Source organism: Arthrobacter sp. zg-Y20, assembly GCF_030142075.1.
Taxonomy (GTDB): domain Bacteria; phylum Actinomycetota; class Actinomycetes; order Actinomycetales; family Micrococcaceae; genus Arthrobacter_B.
The window spans coordinates 2,492,830-2,509,727 of the sequence record NZ_CP126241.1; the positions used below are offsets into that span (position 1 = coordinate 2,492,830).

Genomic DNA, 16,898 nt, shown 5'->3' on the forward strand with positions numbered 1-16,898 from the left:
ACCAATGACTGCCCCGAACGCCGGGTTGCCGGCACCCTGGCCCGCGCCCTTCGCTGCCTCGCCCGTGGAGGCAACCGTCTCCGTTCCGGGGTCGAAGTCGCTGACCAACCGCTACCTGGTCCTTGCCGCCCTCGCGGACGGCAGGTCCAGGCTGCGGGCGCCCCTGCATTCCCGGGATTCGGAGCTGATGGTTTCCGCCCTCAGGGCGCTTGGCGCCGTTGTCACGGAAGTCGAGGGCAGCGGCGCGTTCGGGCCCGATCTGCTGGTTGATCCCCTGCCCGCTGTCCTCCCCGCCGCGGCCGGTCCGCGGCGGGTGGACTGCGGGCTGGCCGGCACCGTGATGCGTTTTGTCCCGCCGCTGGCTGCCCTCGTGCCCGGCAGCACCGTATTCGACGGCGATCCGCACGCGCGGGTACGCCCCATGTCCGCTGTCATCGATGCGTTGCGCGGACTTGGGCTGCAGGTGGACGACGGCGGCCGCGGGACCCTCCCTTTTACGCTCACCGGGTCCGGGGCCCCCTCCGGCGGCCGGCTGGTGATCGACGCAAGCGCATCCTCACAGTTCGTATCCGCCCTGCTGCTGGCCGCCCCCCGCTTCGAGAACGGCCTGCACCTGGTCCACCGCGGTCCGGCCCTGCCCAGCCCGGACCACGTCGCCATGACCGTGCATGTGCTGCGCAGCGTGGGCGTACAGGTGGACGATTCCGTTCCCAATGAGTGGCAGGTAGCGCCGGGCCCCATCGCCGCGTTCGACACAGCCATTGAACCGGACCTTTCCAACGCCGGCCCATTCCTCGGCGCTGCCCTCGTCACCGGCGGCACCGTCCGCATTACCGGTTGGCCCGCCGAAACCACCCAGGTGGGCGACAAATGGCGCAGCGTCCTGCCCGCACTCGGCGCTGAGGTCCACCTCGCGGACGGCACCCTGACCGTCACCGGCAGCGGCCGGATCTCCGGCGCGGAGCTGGCCGGCACCAGCGAACTTGCCCCCACTGTCGCGGCGCTGTGTGCGCTTGCCGACTCTCCGTCCGTCCTTACCGGGATCGCGCACCTGCGCGGCCATGAAACCGACCGGCTGGCCGCCCTGGTCACGGAAATCAACCGGCTCGGCGGCGACGCCGAAGAAACACCAGACGGGCTGCTGATCCGCCCGGCCGCGCTGCACGGCGGCACCTGGAACACGTATGCGGACCACCGGATGGCCACGGCCGGGGCACTGATCGGCCTGGCCGTCCCCGGCGTCGAGGTGCAGGACATCGGCACCACCGCTAAAACCCTCCCCCAATTTCCCGAGCTGTGGCAGCAGCTGACCCAAACGGCGGTGGCATAACCATGGCGCGAAGCACCAGCGGCTGGGACGAATCCGACGTACGCGTCCGGCCCAACAAAAAGGGTTCACGCCCGCGCACCAAGGACCGTCCCGCCCATGACGACGCCGTCATCGGCCGGATCATCACCGTGGACCGCGGACGGTACACCGCCGTCGTGGACGAAGACACAGCAGATGAACGAACGGTCATTGCCGCCCGCGCCCGCGAACTGAGGCGCACTCCCGTGGTCGCCGGAGACCGGGTGGCACTGGTGGGCGATGTGTCCGGTGCCCCGGATACCCTGGCGCGGCTGGTCCGGGTGGAGGAACGCGCCACCGTCCTGCGGCGCAGCGCCGACGACACCGACCCGGTGGAACGCGTAGTGGTGGCCAACGCCGACCAGCTGGTGATCGTGGTGGCGGCCGCGAACCCGGAACCGCGCACCGGGTTCATTGACCGTGCCCTGGTGGCGGCGTACGACGCCGGCATCTCCCCGGTCCTGTGCATCACCAAGGCCGATATCAAGGACCCGGCGGAACTGCTGGCCAACTACGAGCACCTTGACCTGGAAGTCATCATCAGCCGCACCGCCGCCGCTGATGCCTCCGGCATCGACGCGCGTTCCGACGACGGCCTCTCCGCCAGGCTCCAGGGCACCGCCGTCGAAGCGCTGCACGGGGTCCTGGAAGGCAGCGTGAGCGTGCTGGTGGGTCCCTCCGGTGTCGGCAAGTCCACACTGGTCAACGCCCTGACCGGCTCAGCACGGGCCACCGGCGGCGTCAACGCGGTGACCGGCCGCGGGCGGCACACCTCGTCATCAGCGCTGGCGCTGCGGCTGAGCAACTCCCCCGCGGGCAGCTGGATCATCGACACCCCCGGCATCCGCTCCTTCGGCCTGGCGCACGTTGACCCGGACCGGATCCTGCAGGCCTTCCCCGACCTCGAGCCGGGAACCGCCGCTTGTGAACGCGGCTGCCGGCACGATTCGGCCGCCGTCGGCTGCGGACTGGATCCGTACGTTGAGCAGGGCCAGGCCGGTCCGGCCGGACCGGCCCGCCTGGCGTCGCTGCGCCGGCTGCTGGGTACCGGAACGCGTACCGAAAACAAGTCCTCCGCCAAGGAGCTGGGTGAGCAGTAGCCCGGCCGGTTGCCGGGACACCGCCTGCTTTACGGGCGTAATGCCGGGCAGCGGCCGCCGAATAAGGATAAGTTGAACAGTATGCCGTTCGTTCAAAACTACAACGATGACCTGCGCCTGGCCCATGTGATGGCCGATTCCGTGGATGACCAGACCATGTCGCGCTTCCGGGCCCTGGACTTGAAAATCGAGACCAAGCCCGACTTCACGCCGGTCACCGACGCCGACAAGGCTGCAGAAGATGCCATCCGCGGTCAGCTTTCGCGTGCCCGCCCGCGGGACGCGGTGCTGGGCGAGGAGTTCGGCTCCAGCGGCTCCGGTCCGCGCCGGTGGATCATCGACCCGATCGACGGCACTAAGAACTTCATCCGCGGCGTCCCCGTATGGGCCACCCTCATTTCCCTGGTGGACGACGGCGTGCCCGTCCTCGGCGTCGTCAGCGCTCCTGCGCTGGGCAAGCGCTGGTGGGCCGCCACCGGCACGGGTGCCTACATGGGCCGGTCGCTGGCCTCTGCCACCCGGTTGCAGGTCTCCAACGTTTCCCGGCTCTCCGACGCCTCGCTGTCCTACTCCAGCCTGGGCGGCTGGAAGGACCGCGGGAACCTGGAAGAATTCCTGGACCTGACTGAGTCCGTCTGGCGCACCCGTGCGTACGGCGACTTCTGGTCCTACTGCATGGTCGCCGAAGGCGCCGTCGACATCGCCTGCGAGCCGGAACTGAACCTCTACGATATGGCGGCACTGGTACCTATCGTCACCGAGGCCGGCGGCCGGTTCTCCTCACTGGAGGGCGAGGACGGGCCGTTCGGTGGCAACGCGCTGGCCACCAACGGGACGCTGCACAGCGAAGTGCTGCAGCGCCTGAACCCCGACTTGGACGACCTGCTCTAACAGTGGGTACTTCCGGGCCCCGGCTGGAAGCGCTCCGGCGCCGCCAGCTGGCTGACAGCTATCAGGCCGGCGGGGAGCACTATGACCGCATCCGGCCCGGATACCCCGCCGAGGCCGTGGACTGGCTGGTTTCCCGCCCCGGCTTCCCGCCGGTCCGGGACGTGGCGGACGTCGGCGCGGGCACCGGGAAATACACCCGCGTCCTGCAGGCTGCCGGCCTGTCCGTGCACGCCGTGGACCCGTCCGCGGACATGCTGGCACAGCTCTCCCGCTCACTCCCGCAGGTTCCGGTCAGCGTCGGCACCGCGGAAGACACGGGCCTGCCCGACCGGTCTGCGGATGCGGTCACTGTCGCCCAGGCCTGGCACTGGTGCGATCCGGGAGCGGCTAGCCGCGAGTTCTCCCGGGTGCTGCGCCCGCACGGGATCCTGGGCTTGGTCTGGAACCAGTTGGACGTCAGTGTGCCGTGGGTGCACCGCTATTCGCGCATCATCCACGCCGGAGATGTACTGCGCCCTGGATTCCGCCCGGAGCTGGGCCCGGAATTCATCCTGGAATCCTCCTCGACCGTTCCGTGGGCGCAGCAGATGACGCCCGAAGACCTGTTTGAGCTGGCCAAGTCCCGCGCCTTCTACCTCTCCGCAGATACCGCTGCACGCGAAAAGCTGCACTCCAACCTCACCTGGTACCTGTACGAACACCTCGGCCACCATCCCGGGGAAGTCCTGGACCTGCCCTATCTCACTCTCACCTGGCGGGCGGTCCGGGCAGCCTGAACAGTCCGGCGTCCGGCGGCTCCGGGCCGCCCGCTTCGGCCCGGCCAACGGCCTCCTGCGTGAACCGTGTGCTTCCGTACGCCGCCGTCCCTAGAATTGGGAAACCCCGGCGAATTGGCAAACACCGGCGCATCCGAAAACCCCGGCGTATCAGGGAGATGAGCACATGGCCCTAACCTTCGGGATCGAGGAAGAATTCCTCCTCACCGATCCCCGCACGGGACTGCCCACCCAGGTCCCGGGACTGGCCCCGGCGCTGGCCTCCGGCGCTGCGGACAACTTCACCAGCTCCGCCGAGCTCCTGGACGCACAGGTGGAGAGCTCCACCCGGGTCTGCACGGACCGGCACGAGGCAATGGAGGCACTGCTTGGCTTCCGTACGGGGCTGGCGGCGGCGGCCGCTGCCGCAGGAGCCGCGGTTGCCGCCACCGGTACAGCTCCCCTGATGCCCTCAACTGCCGCCGTCTTTAATGACTCCGAACGGTACCAGAGCATGGGAATCCTGGCCGGGGCGGTAGCCAATGAGCAATACGTGAACGGCACCCATGTCCACGTCGGCATCGACTCGCGCGAGAGCGGGGTGCGGGTCCTGAACGGGCTGCGTCCGTGGCTGGCCCTGCTGGGCGCCCTGAGTGCCAATTCGCCGTACTGGCGCGGCGGGGACACCAGCTTCGCCAGCTGGCGGATGGTCCACTACCGCCGCTGGTCCGTACAGGGCTGCCCGCCGCTCTTCAAGGACGCCGAAGACTACGCCCGACGCCTCGCCGGGCTCCTGGCCACCGACGTCGTACCCGACGCCGGCCACGTGGGCTGGGCAGCCCGGCTCTCGGAGCACTTTCCCACCGTGGAGGTCCGGATTGCCGACGCACAGCTGCAGGCACGGGACTCCGTGCTGCTGGCAGTGCTGGTCCGGGCGCTGGTGGCAACCCTTGCCTCAGCCGGAAACGAGGGGGACGCTGCCGCTGTTCCCGATCCCGAGCTGCTCGACGTGGGCCTGTGGCAGGCTGCACGGTTCGGCCTGGGCGGAAACCTGTTGGCCCATCACGGCGGCAGCATCCCGGCCGCCGACCATCTGGCCGCGCTGCTGGACTACGTGTCACCGGCCTTGGACGCGAGCGGAGACCGGGACTTCGCACTGGCAGGAATTGCCAGGCTCCTTGCCGCCGGCACCGGCGCGGAGCGGCAGCGGGCCGCCGTGCACTCAGGCGGTTTTACCGCCCTTGCGGACCTCTACGCCGAAACGCTGACGGCCGAGTAGGCACTCCTCAGCCGCCCGGGTACGTTGAAATATCCAGCACCCGCGCCTCCCATGGGCGCAGCAGGTGGTGATCACCGACGTCGCCGTAATTACCCAGCACCAGTGTTCCGGTTTCGGCGTTGGACGGTATGCCGAGCTCATCGCCGGATACATTTCCCAGGACCAGCAGGGCCTGGTCCCCCCGCGTGCGCTTATACGCGAACAGTGTCGGGTGTTCGGGGTCCAGCATGCGGAAATCACCCAGCGACACCAGTGCCGATTCATGCCGGAGCTGAATCAGCCGCTGGTAATACCGGAAAACCGACTTCTCCGCCGCCCGGTCCGCTTCCACGCTGACCGCGGGATAGCTGGCGCCCAGCGGAATCCACGGCGTGGTTGCGCCGAACCCCGCATTCGGTCCGCCGGTCCACTGCATGGGGGTCCGAGCGTTGTCCCGGCTCATCCGCCGCAGGGCTTCCAGCGCCGCCTGCCGGTCCATGCCCTGCTCCAGCGCCTCGGCATAGTAGTTCAGCGATTCCACGTCCCGGTACTGATCGATCGAGGTGAACCCGGCACTGGTCATGCCGATCTCTTCGCCCTGGAAGACGTAGGGCGTACCCCGCTGCAAATGCAGCAGGGTGGCCCACATGGTGGCCGATTCATACCGGTACCGGGCTTCGTCGCCGAAGCGGGAGACGACGCGCGGCTGGTCGTGGTTGCTCAGGTAGAGGCTGTTCCACCCCGTTTCCGCCAGGCCTCGCTGCCACCGGTTCCAACTGGTTTTCAGGTCCGCCAGGGACAGGGGGCGGTAGTCGAACTTCCCGCCCGGGCCCTGGTCCAGGCTCACGTGTTCGAACTGGAAAACCATGTCCAGTTCGTGCCGGCGGCGGTCCGTGTACAGCCGGGCCTGGTCCACCGTGGCCCCGGGGGTCTCCCCCACGGTCAGGTACTCCCCGTCACGCTCGCTAAAGACCCGCCGGTGCATCTCCTGCAGGTACTCGTGGATGCGCGGCCCGTTGACGTAGTAGGGGCTGCCGTCGCCCCACACCCCGGAGGGTTCCGTCACTACCCCGTCCGGCAGCGCGGGGTCCTTGGAAATGAAGTTGATGACGTCCATGCGGAAGCCGTCCACCCCTTTGTCCAGCCACCAGTTCATCATTTCGTAGACCTTCTCCCGTACCCGGGAATGTTCCCAGTTCAGGTCCGGCTGCTGGGGCGCGAACAAGTGCAGGTAGTACTGGCGGGTGAGCTGGTCGTAGGTCCAGGCGGACCCGCCGAAGAGGGACCGCCAGTTGTTCGGTTCTGCGCCGGGCTCCCCGGGCTCGAAGCCCGGCCGCGCATCCCGCCACCAGTACCGGTCCCGTTTCCGGGAGCTGCGGGAAGACCGGGAGTCCACGAATCCGGGATACTCGCTGGAGGTGTGGTTGACCACGAGATCCATGACCAGTTTTATCCCCCGGTCGTGCAGCCCGCCGAGCAGTTCCTCAAACTGTTCATTGGTGCCGAAGAGCTCGTCGATCCGGCGGTAGTCGCTGATGTCGTACCCGTTGTCGTACTGCGGGGACTGGTGGACCGGTGACAGCCAGACCACATCGATGCCAAGGTCTACGAGGTGGTCAAGGTGCTCGATGATGCCGCCGATATCACCGACCCCGTCCCCGGTGGAGTCGGCAAAGCTGCGTGGATAGATCTGGTAGACGACGGCGTTTGCCCACCAGGCAGGACGGTTGGGATTCTCCATGGACGTCCGTCCTTTCACAGTGTCCCAGCATTTTACTTCCCGGTATCCGGCCAGCACAGGGCTGCCGGACGTTACGGGGCCGGCTGGGCGGGGGACGGCCTTTTCGCTTGAACGGGCACCGGCACGACACTAACGTTGGCGCTGCAGAGGGGTCCCGCGCGGGCGCTTCCTCACAACTCAAACGTTTGGAGTAACTGCCATGGCAACACTTACCGTTTGGAAATTCTCCGATTCCGGGGCCGCGGAACGCGCCACGGACACCCTTGCAAGCCTGCAGTCCCAGGGGCTGATCAACGTGCAGGATGAAGCAATCGTCACGTGGCCCCGGGACAAAAAGAAGCCGAAGACCATCCAGGAACACAACTTGGTCGGAGCCGGCGCCCTGGGTGGAGGGTTCTGGGGACTGCTGTTCGGCCTGATTTTCTTTGTGCCGCTGATCGGCGCCGCGGTGGGCGCGGCCGTGGGCGCACTGTCCGCGTCCATGGTGGACGTGGGCATCAGTGATGACTTTATTGCCCGGATCCGCCAGGAAGTTACTCCCGGAACGTCGGCGCTGTTCGTTCTTTCCTCCGACGCCGTTGAAGACCGCGTAGCGGACGCCTTCAAGGGCTATGAGGGCATGAAGCTGATCTACACGAATCTCTCGAAGGACGAGGAAGAAAACCTCCGGGCGGCATTCTCCGAGGCAACCCCCGCATAGCGGGCAAGGCAGCGCGCGCCTACCGCGCGGCCGGAACGGGACGGCAGCCACGGCTGCCGTCCCGTTCCCCTGTCATGAGTTTCCGGGTTCCTCGTTAAACCTCTTGAGGGCCGCCAGGAAATCCTGCAGTTCCGCCTGGCTCCAGCCCCGGAGCCGGGACTTCACTGCGCTGCGCTGGACGGAGAGGGACGTCTCCAGGCGCCGGAGCCCTTCATCAGTCACGTACAGCATCCGGCCGCGGCGCCCCTGCCCCTGTTCTTCCTCCCCGGCAGTGACGAGCGACAGGTCCGCCAGCGCGTGGAGCTGCCGGGAGACCGTGGAACGGTTCAGGGAAAACGCGGACGCGATGTCAGTGGCCCGGCAGCCGGGGTGGGCACCAATGAAGGACAGCAGCGAATGTTCCACCTGGGTTAGGGGCGCATTGATCCGCCGCGAGCGGGCCAGCGCCCGGCGGTAGATCGCTTCGATCTCGTCGTAGACGCTGTCGACTGCATCATCTTGGGTTTCCTGCTTTTTCACCACGTATCCAACCTACCCTCCCGGCACCTAATCCTCCCGGCGGGAGCTGGCGGTTGCATTATGCAACAATGGTGTGTTCACCAAAGTTGCATAACGCAACACTGCGGCGGTGCTCCGCTGCGCTTCTTCTGCTTCGAGAGGTTCCATGTCCGACCCCCATTCCGGCCCCGATCTATCCGACGGCTCCCCCCGCTCCACCGAACTCGTGCTGGCAGAAACGGTGCCGGCAACAGTCCCCGGCGCCGCTGCATCACCCGCACCCGATGCACACGTCGCACCACCCGCGGCCCGCCATACGGAGCGCCGGGCCCAGTATGGACGCCGCGGGTCGGTCCCCGACGCCGGTTTCTGGCGCTCACTGGGAGCCCACATCCTGATCCCGTTCTTCCTTGCGGCGGGAATGGGGTTGGCCTACCTCGGCGCCTTCCACGAACCGGAGCCCCGCCATCTCGCCGTCGCCGTGGTGGGAACCGGCGCGCAGGCAGAGGTCTTCGCCCAGCGGTTGAACGACTCGGCACCCGACAAGCTGGACGTACGCACGGTTCCCGATGCCGGGGAAGCGCGGCGCCTGATTACCGACCGCGATATCTCCGTGGCCTACGAAACCGGATCGGACTACGCCACTCTGTACGTCTCCACGGCCGGTTCCGCCACCACGGCAGAAGTAGCCAAGAAGATCTTCCTTCCCCTTGCCTACGAGTCGGAAAAACCGCTTCAGGTGGTGGATGTCGTACCCACCAACGAACACGATCCCACCTCGCAGGGACTGTTCTTCCTGCTCGTGGCCATGAGCGTGGGCGGCTACTCCAGCGCCGTGGCGATCTCCGCCGTCGCAGGCCGCATCAGCGTCCTGTGGCGGGCTGCGGTTGCCCTGGCGTCCTCCGCAGTGATCGCCGCGATGGGCGTCATCATTGCCGGACCCGTTTACGGCGTCATCGAGCACAGCCACTGGGGGATCTGGCTGTTGACCTGGCTTTACGTGGCCACGATCACCCTTCTCGGCGTCGCAATGTACCCGATGCTGCGGAAGTGGACCACCCCCACGCTGACCCTGTTGTTCGTGATGCTCAACTTCACCAGTTCCGGGGGCATCTTCACCTTTGAGACGGTCCCCCCGTTCTTCGCTGCCCTCGGGTCATTCTGGAACGGGGCGGCCTGGCTGCATGCGGCGCAGGGCCTCGTGTACTTCCCCGGGCAGGCCTTTGGCACCGACCTGCTGAAACTGGCCATCTGGCTCGCCGCCGGCGCCGGCCTGCTGGCGCTGACCCACCTGTGGAGCGTCCGCCGCACGCGGCTTGCCGATGAGCTTGCCCGCGCACGGGAGGACGAAGAGGGCCTGGCCGCGTAGCACCTCATTACAGCGAAGCGGGGCCGTTTCCGGGGACTGACAGCATCCCCGGGACGGCCCCGCACGTTTTTTCCGCGTATCGTTTAACCGATGACTACACGACGCCAGGCCGCACAGATCCTCGATATTCCACTGGAAATGGCGACGCGCCACGGCATTCCGGCACGTCTCAGCGACTCCGAACTGGCGCAGCTGCAGGCCAACCCGCCGGGATGGCTGGTGCAGTCCCGCGCCAACCGCACCGGAAAACGGCCGGTCTGGGTAACGCTGACGTGCACGGTCTGCGGGTACACGGAAACGGCACGGCCCAAGAAATGGTGGCCGGAATTTACGTTCCTGGCCTGCTTCGACCACAGCGTCCGGGAACTGCCGGAACTGGCCCCGGGCGCCGTACGCAGCGAATACGAGGGCGTGGGCTCCCGGTTCATCGGCGTCGTCGACTCGCCCGTGGAGCAGCCCCGGGGTGAAGGGGCCTAGCGGGAAGCGCTCAGGCCCGTTCTGGCCATCGCATCGGTGTACGCTGCCCGCATGTCATCCAGGGCCTCCTGCTGCCGCTCAGCCGTGGCGCCGAACGAGCGTCCGGAAAGTGAACGGGCCTTGTAAACCTTGATGCTGCGGCGGTAGATCATGCGGTTTTCGGTTTTGAGGAACGTTGCCGCCAGCCGCTGGGCTTCGGTACCGTGCGCTACGATCACCGATGCCCGCGGTACCAGGGCCAGGAAGCGCAGAAGCGGCCGCAACCCTTCCTGCACCTGTTCCTTGGTCAGCTTGCCGTTAGGCTCACCGGGCACGTGCCAGGGGTAGGTATTCCACGGCATCACGAACTCGGGACGTAGCCCGGCCTGCCAGTGGACGCCCAGCAGCCTGGCCATGGCCTCGTTATCGCCGGCCGTAATGAAACCGGACTCATGGGCTTCGCCGATGTTGGAGAAGAGGCTGACGATGCGGCACTCGCCGATATCGTGCATGGGGTCGATGTACGGGACCTGGCTGCCGGGCTTCATCTCGGCCAGCGAGTCGCAAAGCTGGTTCACGTCCGCAACATTGGGGTCGTACCGTCGGTTCCAAAGGTCATCATGCTGGGATTCAACTGCCGGGCTTTGCATAAGGTGGTGCGTCTCCTACAAGGTCTTCCGACCGGTTATATCGCCCGCCCCGGGTCCTGCCGGCGCGGGTAGTGCGTTAGTGCAAGTTTACCAATGCAGCCCCGCTTGCCCGGCGGGAAAAAGCCCGTCGGCAGGCTAAACCCCTCGGGTGTGAGAAATGACTCCCCAAGGCAGCGCGTAAACCCTTAAACACAGAGCGGGAAGCGTCCGGAGACGCTTCCCGCTCTGAGGCAACTCCCAGTGCAGCGTTTCTGCCCATTGGGACCTTCAGTGGAGATGGGGGGAATCGAACCCCCGTCCGATGTCGCTTTGTCAGGGCTTCTCCGGGCGCAGTCTGCAGCGGATTTTCTCGGTCCCAGCCATCACGCAGACAAGTGGCTGATCCGGACCCAGCCGTCTAAAAGTCCCGAACACCCCAACGGCGAAGGTGTTCAGCAGTGGCCCTCTAAATGACGCCAGGCACCGGGGCGAGAGCATCCCCGGGCTGACGGACTATGCCTTACTGCTTAGGCAGCAAGAGCGAAGTCAGTGCGCTTTGATTCGGCACTTATTGGTTTACAGAGATCGTTAACGAGATAACCCTGTATCCTCGGCCCGCTTCCCCTGTCTCAACAAAACATCGTCGAAACCGGTCATCCCCTTATTGAGTTGCCAATCCGGCCGAAGCCGGAACACCTATTGTAGCGCATGCGGCGCCGGCGGTGCTCAGAAGGTGATGCCGAAGACCACCACGGGCGCCCGCCAGACGATCAGCAGGACCCAGGAGAGCGCCACGAAAAACACGGACAGGATGCTCAGCGCCGTCATGCCTGCAGCCTTGCGGCGGAAGGCCCAGAGGAACAGCGCCACGTTGGCCAGGACCAGCGCCGGCGCCGCCCATACCAGAAGGTGCGCCAGATAGAGGTAATAGACCGCGAAGAACGGCACCACTACCAGGATGACCACCGGCACTACGGCCAGCACGATCAAAAGGTCAATGACGGCAACCGCCCAGGTCCAAACCGGCTTGCGGGCCGATGCTTCCTCAGCGGTTTCTTCCTGTGCTTCCCAGAACGTGCCGCTCATGCGCCGCGGTTCTTGTCCCGCATGGCACGCAGGGCCTCGCGGTTGTCCTGCTTTTCCCGCAGGGTTTGGCGCTTGTCGTACTCGCGCTTACCGCGGGCGACGGCTATTTCGACTTTTGCCCGTCCGTCCAGGAAATAGAGCTGCAGCGGCACAATGGTGAAACCCGACTCGCTGGTCTTGCGCATGATCTTTTCCAGCTGCTCCCGGTGCAGCAGAAGCTTACGGCGGCGGCGCGCTGAATGGTTCGTCCAGCTGCCGTTGAGGTACTCCGGAATGTAGGCAGCTTCGAGCCACAGTTCGCCGTTGTAGAAGGTGGCAAATCCGTCCACCAGCGAGGCCCTGCCCTCGCGCAGCGACTTGACCTCGGTGCCCATCAATACCATTCCGGCCTCGTAGGTATCGAGGATTTCGTAGTCATGCCTGGCCTTGCGATTGGTGGCCACTACCTTCCGGCCACTTTCCTTAGGCACGGGGCAACTCCTTAGTAGGTTGAAACGAAAGTTCCATTGTAGGCCTACAGGAGTGACATCGGGTCAACCGGGTTACCGTTCAGGATGGTCTCGAAGTGCAGGTGGCAGCCCTGGGCGTTTCCGGTCTGGCCGATGTAACCGATCAGCTGGCCGGCGTTGACCCACTGGCCCTGGGCAACAACGTACTGGGTCATGTGGTAGTAATTCGTGGCCAGGACGTTGCCGCCCACCACTCCGTGATTGAGCACCACGTAGTTACCCGCGCCGATCATTTCCGACTGATTAGTTGACGGAACGGCCCGCCAGACCTCTCCGGCCGCGGCAGCATAGATAGGGGCTCCGCACCCGCCGGCAAAGTCGGTGCCCGCATGCAGGTAGCCGCCCTTGCCGTAGAAGTCGATGGTTCCGGCAGGGGTCGCCCGCCATCCGAAGCCGGAAGAAATGGGTGCATTCATCACCGGATACCGCAGCCCGAAGGATGCCGAGGGGGCGCTTGGTGCCGGCATCTGCTGCGGGGCGCCGCCGCCTCCCCCGGCAGCGGCCGCGCGGTTGGCGGCATCAATCCGTGCCTGTTCGCGCTGCCGGTATTCCTCCAGCAGGACCCGCTGCCGCTCGGCAATATCGGCGTTGATCTGCGCGCTTTCCTGCTCCAGGTTGGCCATCTGCGCTTGGAGCTTCGGCTTCTGGGCCTCCAGTTCCTGGTTCATGGCCGCGGTTTGTGCGATGAGGCCGTCGACCTTTTCCTTTTCGACTGCTGCAGCGTCCCGGGCCGACTGCTCGGCCTTCAGCGCTTCCTCTGCCTGTGCCTTCAGCTTGCTGATTTCTTCGGCCACGGCTGCAAGCCGGGCCTCTGAATTGACGTTGTTCGCATTCTGCTGGGAGAGCTTCTCCACTGCGGCGTTCTGTCCCTTGAGCGCCTGCTCCGCCATGCCCAGGGAGTCCGACAGGCTGTCGGCACCCTTGGCGCCGAACATCAGGGAAAGGGTGGAGGGAACTCCACCGTTCTTGTAGGCCTGGGAAGCGATCTGCCCAATGGCCTTTTCGGTGGCCGCGATGTCTTCGCGGTCCTTCTCGATCTGGGCGGTAATGGTTTTGTGTGTCTCCTGGGCAAGGGCCACGCGGTCGTTCAGTGCACTGACCTTGCCGGCAGCGCTGTCCACGCGTCCCTCGGCGTCGGCCAGGGACTGCTGGGCGGCAGGCAGCTGGCCCTGGTAGATGTTCAGCTTGGCCACGGTTTCGGCAATGTCTTCGCCAAGGTACTCGTAGGTCTGCTGGACCTTCTGCTTTTCGGCCTCGACGCCTGCCAGCCGGTTTTCCAAGTCATCAGCGTTGGCAGCAGGCCCGGTGAAGGCCACCGAAAAGGTCAGGGTGAGGAGAACGGCAGCGGCCGCAGCCGCGCGTGCTGCGGGAGCACGCCCGGGACGTTTTGGGACAGCATTATCCATTGACGAGACTCTCCATGTTCCTGCGGCTTCCGATCCTGCACCTTCGGTGCCGGCGCTTACTTGCTTCATGACTCTAGACCTTCAGATACCGGCGGAGCGTCAACAGCGAGGATACCCCCGCCAACAGCGCACCGAGAACAAGTAGGACGGGTGTCAGGTACAGCACCTGCTCCGAGGAGATGAAAGCGGTGGTGGGGTACTGCCGCGCCAGTGCGCCGATGAAGAAGTGGGCGGTGCTCCACAGTGCCACGGAGGCCAGGATTGCCCCGATGACGGCGGCAATCATGCCTTCGAGCACGAAGGGCAGCTGGATGACGGCCTTGGACGCGCCGACCAGGCGCATGATGCCGGTTTCCCGCCGGCGGCTGAAAGCCGATAGCCGGATGGTGGTGGCTATCAGCAGGATGGCGCAGATCAGCATGACTGCGGCCACGGCCAGGGCAGCCACGGAGGCGAGGTTCAGGTAGGTGAACATCTTCTCGAAGAGCTCGCGCTGGTCACTGATGGACTCAACCCCCGGTTTCGAGGAGAAAGCCTCGTTGATGACCTCGTACTTTTCGGGATCCACCAGGGACACCCGGAAGGATTCGGGCAGCATGTCGGCCGTTATGCTGTCCACGATCGGCGAATTGGCGAACTGCTCACGGAAATGCGACAGCGCCGTTTCCTGGTCTTCGTACTCCACGGATTCGACGTACTTGTCGGCCCGCAGATCCGCTTCAATCGCGTCACGCTGTTCGTCCGTGACGGCACCGGAGGCGCAGGAGGCAGAGACATCATTGTCGGTGCACAGGTAGACAGCCACCTGCACGCGGTCGTACCAGTAGCCCTTCATCTGCCCGATCTGCAGCTGCAGCAGCCCGGCCGCACCCACGAAGGTCAGCGATACAAAGGTCACCAGGACAACCGAGATGACCATGGACAGGTTGCGGCGAAGCCCGGAACCGATTTCCCCCAGGACAAATGCGAGCCTCATTCGGCAACCCCGCTCTCGCGCCGCGCCGGAACATCGGGCGCGGTGCGCGTTTCCGCCGCAGGTTCACCCAGGTAGATGCCCTCGTGCTCGTCACGGATGATGTTGCCGTTGCGCAGTTCCACCACGCGCTTGCGCATGGCATTAACAATGTCGTCGTCGTGGGTGGCCATCACTACGGTGGTGCCGTTCTGGTTCACCCGGTCCAGCACCTTCATGATGCCCAGGGACGTTGCGGGGTCCAGGTTTCCGGTGGGCTCATCCGCCAGCAGGATGCCGGGCTTGTTGACGATGGCCCGGGCAATGGCAACGCGCTGCTGCTCGCCGCCGGAAAGTTCATGCGGCATGCGGTCTTCCTTGCCCTCCAGACCCACGGTCTTGAGCACTTCCGGGACGGAGTCGCGGATGACGGCGCGGCTGCGTCCGATCACCTGCATGGCGAACGCCACGTTGGCGAAAACGGTTTTATTGGGCAGCAGGCGGAAGTCCTGGAAAACGACGCCGATCCCCCGTCGCAGCCGCGGTACGCGCCAGCTGGGGATCTTGGCGACGTTGGCGCCTGCCACGTACACCGTTCCCCGAGTGGCGTGCTCTTCCTTCATGATCAGCCGGATGAAGGTGGACTTGCCCGATCCGGACGCACCGACCAAAAAGACGAACTCGCCGCGGTCCACGTCAAGGCTGACCGAGTTGAGCGCCGGCCGGGAATTCCGGTCATAGAGCTTGGTGACATTGTCGAAGGTAATCATGACTACTTAGTGCCCATGGAGCAGCCGGAGACACGGGCCTTGGTTCGGGATATGGGCACCGGCCCCTCGACTATAGCCAGCTTCGAAGGCGATCAGCCATAACCGGGCACCGCGTGTCGACCAGGCGTGCAGTTCCGAGCCTGCGCCGGCCGGTCCTACTTCGTGGCCGGGATGCTGCCGGTGGCGCGCCAGCGGATGCCGGCGTCAATGAAGTCGTCGATCTCGCCGTCGAACACTGCGGAGGTGTTGCCCACCTCGTGTTCGGTCCGCAGGTCCTTGACCATCTGGTAAGGGTTGAGCACGTAGGAACGCATCTGGTCTCCCCAGGAGGCCTTCACGTCACCGGCGAACGCCTTCTTCTCGGCGTCCTCCTGCTCCTTCTTCAGCAGCAGCAGGCGGGACTGGAGCACGCGCATGGCGGCGGCACGGTTCTGCAGCTGCGACTTTTCGTTCTGCATGGACACCACGGTGCCGGTGGGAAGGTGGGTCAGGCGCACCGCGGAGTCGGTGGTGTTCACGGACTGGCCGCCGGGGCCGGAGGAACGGAAAACATCCACGCGGATCTCGTTGTCCGGGATGTCGATGTGGTCTGTCGCCTCGATGAGCGGAATAACTTCGACGGCGGCAAAGGAAGTCTGCCGGCGGCCCTGGTTATCGAACGGGCTGATGCGGACCAGCCGGTGCGTACCGGCCTCCACCACCAGGGTGCCGAAGGCGTAGGGGGCCTTCACCTCGAAGGTGGCAGATTTCAGTCCTGCTTCTTCGGCATAGGAAGTGTCCAGCACCTGTGTGGGGTAACCGTGGCGTTCGGCCCAGCGCAGGTACATGCGCAACAGCATTTCGGCGAAGTCGGCGGCGTCCACTCCCCCGGCTCCTGAGCGGATGGTCACCACGGCCTCGCGGGCGTCGTATTCGCCGGAGAGCAGGGTGACAACTTCCAGCTGGGACAGGGATTTGCGCAGGGATTCGAGCTCCGCCGCGGCCTCGGCCTTGGAGTCTGCGTCGGACTCATCCTGTGCCAGTTCCACGAGGACCTCAAGGTCATCGATGCGGGACTGGATAGTCCGGAGCCGTTCCAGTTCGGACTGGCGGTGCGAGAGCTTGGAGGTGATTTTCTGCCCTTCGGCAGGGTCATCCCAGAGGTCCGGAACGCCGGCCATCTCGCTGAGCTCTTCGATGTCCTCTTTGATCTTTGCCACGTCCGAGACCTCTTCAATGGAGGCGAAGGTGGAGCGGAGGGCGCGGATTTCTGCGGGAAAATCTATTTCTGCCATGGTGCTAACAGACTACGCCATGTCCCTGTGCCGCTGCTGATCCGCCGTCGTACTTCCGCCGCAGCCGATCCGTGACGCGCCGGGCCGCCCGCAAGGCTGTCCCGGCAGCCCGCGCTAGATTAAAGGAACGGACAATTTGCCTTCCGGAAGGAGCCT

The 16,898-nt window shown here is 65.5% G+C and carries 17 protein-coding genes and 1 other RNA gene; 8 read left to right on the forward strand and 10 right to left on the reverse strand.

Annotated features, from left to right (window positions below):
* The first annotated feature begins 4 nt into the window (after positions 1 to 4).
* From aroA to QNO06_RS11975, 5 genes are all read left to right on the forward strand, one after another.
* A complete protein-coding gene (gene aroA, locus QNO06_RS11955) occupies positions 5 to 1,330 on the forward strand; it encodes a 3-phosphoshikimate 1-carboxyvinyltransferase (RefSeq protein ID WP_227913794.1) in 1,326 nt (441 codons plus the stop codon).
* 2 nt (positions 1,331 to 1,332) lie between these two features.
* On the forward strand, positions 1,333 to 2,448 hold the full coding sequence (gene rsgA, locus QNO06_RS11960; RefSeq protein WP_227913793.1) for a ribosome small subunit-dependent GTPase A: 1,116 nt from the start codon (positions 1,333 to 1,335) through the stop codon (positions 2,446 to 2,448).
* Positions 2,449 to 2,529: 81 nt separating this feature from the next.
* The gene (hisN, locus tag QNO06_RS11965; protein WP_227913792.1) at positions 2,530 to 3,339 is read left to right on the forward strand and encodes a histidinol-phosphatase; all 810 of its coding nucleotides are present in this window, start codon (positions 2,530 to 2,532) and stop codon (positions 3,337 to 3,339) included.
* 2 nt (positions 3,340 to 3,341) lie between these two features.
* Entirely contained in the window at positions 3,342 to 4,115 is a 774-nt protein-coding gene (locus QNO06_RS11970; RefSeq protein ID WP_227913791.1) for a class I SAM-dependent methyltransferase, read from the forward strand.
* Between the two features lie 166 nt (positions 4,116 to 4,281).
* Positions 4,282 to 5,373 carry a carboxylate-amine ligase gene (locus tag QNO06_RS11975; protein WP_227913790.1) on the forward strand — a complete coding sequence of 364 codons (1,092 nt, stop codon included), beginning with the start codon at positions 4,282 to 4,284 and terminating at the stop codon, positions 5,371 to 5,373.
* A 7-nt stretch (positions 5,374 to 5,380) separates the two neighbouring features.
* Here QNO06_RS11975 and QNO06_RS11980 read toward each other — a convergent pair whose 3' ends face one another.
* Complete coding sequence (locus QNO06_RS11980; RefSeq protein ID WP_227913789.1) at positions 5,381 to 7,093, reverse strand: alpha,alpha-phosphotrehalase; 1,713 nt, start codon at positions 7,091 to 7,093, stop codon at positions 5,381 to 5,383.
* A gap of 199 nt (positions 7,094 to 7,292) precedes the next feature.
* On the opposite strand from QNO06_RS11980, the gene QNO06_RS11985 reads away from it, so the two are divergent.
* Complete coding sequence (locus tag QNO06_RS11985) at positions 7,293 to 7,793, forward strand: DUF1269 domain-containing protein (protein ID WP_227913788.1); 501 nt, start codon at positions 7,293 to 7,295, stop codon at positions 7,791 to 7,793.
* Between the two features lie 72 nt (positions 7,794 to 7,865).
* Here QNO06_RS11985 and QNO06_RS11990 read toward each other — a convergent pair whose 3' ends face one another.
* Positions 7,866 to 8,315 carry a MarR family winged helix-turn-helix transcriptional regulator gene (locus QNO06_RS11990; protein ID WP_227913787.1) on the reverse strand — a complete coding sequence of 150 codons (450 nt, stop codon included), beginning with the start codon at positions 8,313 to 8,315 and terminating at the stop codon, positions 7,866 to 7,868.
* A gap of 142 nt (positions 8,316 to 8,457) precedes the next feature.
* On the opposite strand from QNO06_RS11990, the gene QNO06_RS11995 reads away from it, so the two are divergent.
* Both QNO06_RS11995 and QNO06_RS12000 read left to right on the forward strand, forming a co-directional pair.
* Positions 8,458 to 9,660, forward strand: a complete 1,203-nt coding sequence (locus QNO06_RS11995) for an ABC transporter permease (protein WP_227913786.1) — start codon at positions 8,458 to 8,460, stop codon at positions 9,658 to 9,660.
* Positions 9,661 to 9,750: 90 nt separating this feature from the next.
* Positions 9,751 to 10,137, forward strand: a complete 387-nt coding sequence (locus QNO06_RS12000) for a hypothetical protein (RefSeq protein WP_227913785.1) — start codon at positions 9,751 to 9,753, stop codon at positions 10,135 to 10,137.
* On the opposite strand, the gene QNO06_RS12005 is transcribed toward QNO06_RS12000, so the two are convergent.
* The 8 genes from QNO06_RS12005 to prfB form a co-directional block, all read right to left on the reverse strand.
* Entirely contained in the window at positions 10,134 to 10,766 is a 633-nt protein-coding gene (locus QNO06_RS12005) for a uracil-DNA glycosylase family protein (protein WP_227913776.1), read from the reverse strand. The genes QNO06_RS12000 and QNO06_RS12005 overlap by 4 nt on opposite strands.
* Positions 10,767 to 11,034: 268 nt before the next feature.
* Positions 11,035 to 11,406, reverse strand: a transfer-messenger RNA (tmRNA) gene (gene ssrA, locus QNO06_RS12010).
* Between the two features lie 65 nt (positions 11,407 to 11,471).
* Positions 11,472 to 11,831: a hypothetical protein gene (locus QNO06_RS12015; RefSeq protein WP_227913774.1), complete on the reverse strand. Its 360-nt coding sequence runs from the start codon at positions 11,829 to 11,831 to the stop codon at positions 11,472 to 11,474.
* Positions 11,828 to 12,301, reverse strand: coding sequence for an SsrA-binding protein SmpB (gene smpB, locus QNO06_RS12020; RefSeq protein ID WP_227913773.1), 474 nt, complete (start codon positions 12,299 to 12,301; stop codon positions 11,828 to 11,830). Before smpB ends, QNO06_RS12015 begins: the two co-directional genes overlap by 4 nt.
* Before the next feature lie 44 nt (positions 12,302 to 12,345).
* A complete protein-coding gene (locus QNO06_RS12025; protein WP_227913772.1) occupies positions 12,346 to 13,746 on the reverse strand; it encodes a M23 family metallopeptidase in 1,401 nt (466 codons plus the stop codon).
* Positions 13,747 to 13,819: 73 nt separating this feature from the next.
* On the reverse strand, positions 13,820 to 14,722 hold the full coding sequence (ftsX, locus tag QNO06_RS12030) for a permease-like cell division protein FtsX (protein ID WP_227913771.1): 903 nt from the start codon (positions 14,720 to 14,722) through the stop codon (positions 13,820 to 13,822).
* Positions 14,719 to 15,468, reverse strand: coding sequence for a cell division ATP-binding protein FtsE (gene ftsE / locus QNO06_RS12035; protein WP_227913768.1), 750 nt, complete (start codon positions 15,466 to 15,468; stop codon positions 14,719 to 14,721). The genes ftsX and ftsE overlap by 4 nt, the downstream gene beginning before the upstream one ends.
* Before the next feature lie 155 nt (positions 15,469 to 15,623).
* A complete protein-coding gene (gene prfB / locus QNO06_RS12040; protein ID WP_227913766.1) occupies positions 15,624 to 16,742 on the reverse strand; it encodes a peptide chain release factor 2 in 1,119 nt (372 codons plus the stop codon).
* Positions 16,743 to 16,898 lie beyond the last annotated feature (156 nt).

Excerpts from the sequence above, each read along its gene's own strand:
- aroA (WP_227913794.1), top strand. The coding sequence starts at position 5 with ATGACTGCCCCGAACGCCGGGTTGCCGGCACCCTGGCCCGCGCCCTTC.
- rsgA (WP_227913793.1), top strand. The coding sequence starts at position 1,333 with ATGGCGCGAAGCACCAGCGGCTGGGACGAATCCGACGTACGCGTCCGG.
- hisN (WP_227913792.1), top strand. The coding sequence starts at position 2,530 with ATGCCGTTCGTTCAAAACTACAACGATGACCTGCGCCTGGCCCATGTG.
- QNO06_RS11975 (WP_227913790.1), top strand. The coding sequence starts at position 4,282 with ATGGCCCTAACCTTCGGGATCGAGGAAGAATTCCTCCTCACCGATCCC.
- QNO06_RS11980 (WP_227913789.1), bottom strand. The coding sequence starts at position 7,093 with ATGGAGAATCCCAACCGTCCTGCCTGGTGGGCAAACGCCGTCGTCTAC.
- QNO06_RS11985 (WP_227913788.1), top strand. The coding sequence starts at position 7,293 with ATGGCAACACTTACCGTTTGGAAATTCTCCGATTCCGGGGCCGCGGAA.
- QNO06_RS11995 (WP_227913786.1), top strand. The coding sequence starts at position 8,458 with ATGTCCGACCCCCATTCCGGCCCCGATCTATCCGACGGCTCCCCCCGC.
- QNO06_RS12000 (WP_227913785.1), top strand. The coding sequence starts at position 9,751 with ATGACTACACGACGCCAGGCCGCACAGATCCTCGATATTCCACTGGAA.
- QNO06_RS12005 (WP_227913776.1), bottom strand. The coding sequence starts at position 10,766 with ATGCAAAGCCCGGCAGTTGAATCCCAGCATGATGACCTTTGGAACCGA.
- QNO06_RS12015 (WP_227913774.1), bottom strand. The coding sequence starts at position 11,831 with ATGAGCGGCACGTTCTGGGAAGCACAGGAAGAAACCGCTGAGGAAGCA.
- QNO06_RS12025 (WP_227913772.1), bottom strand. The coding sequence starts at position 13,746 with ATGGATAATGCTGTCCCAAAACGTCCCGGGCGTGCTCCCGCAGCACGC.
- ftsX (WP_227913771.1), bottom strand. The coding sequence starts at position 14,722 with ATGAGGCTCGCATTTGTCCTGGGGGAAATCGGTTCCGGGCTTCGCCGC.
- ftsE (WP_227913768.1), bottom strand. The coding sequence starts at position 15,468 with ATGATTACCTTCGACAATGTCACCAAGCTCTATGACCGGAATTCCCGG.
- prfB (WP_227913766.1), bottom strand. The coding sequence starts at position 16,742 with ATGGCAGAAATAGATTTTCCCGCAGAAATCCGCGCCCTCCGCTCCACC.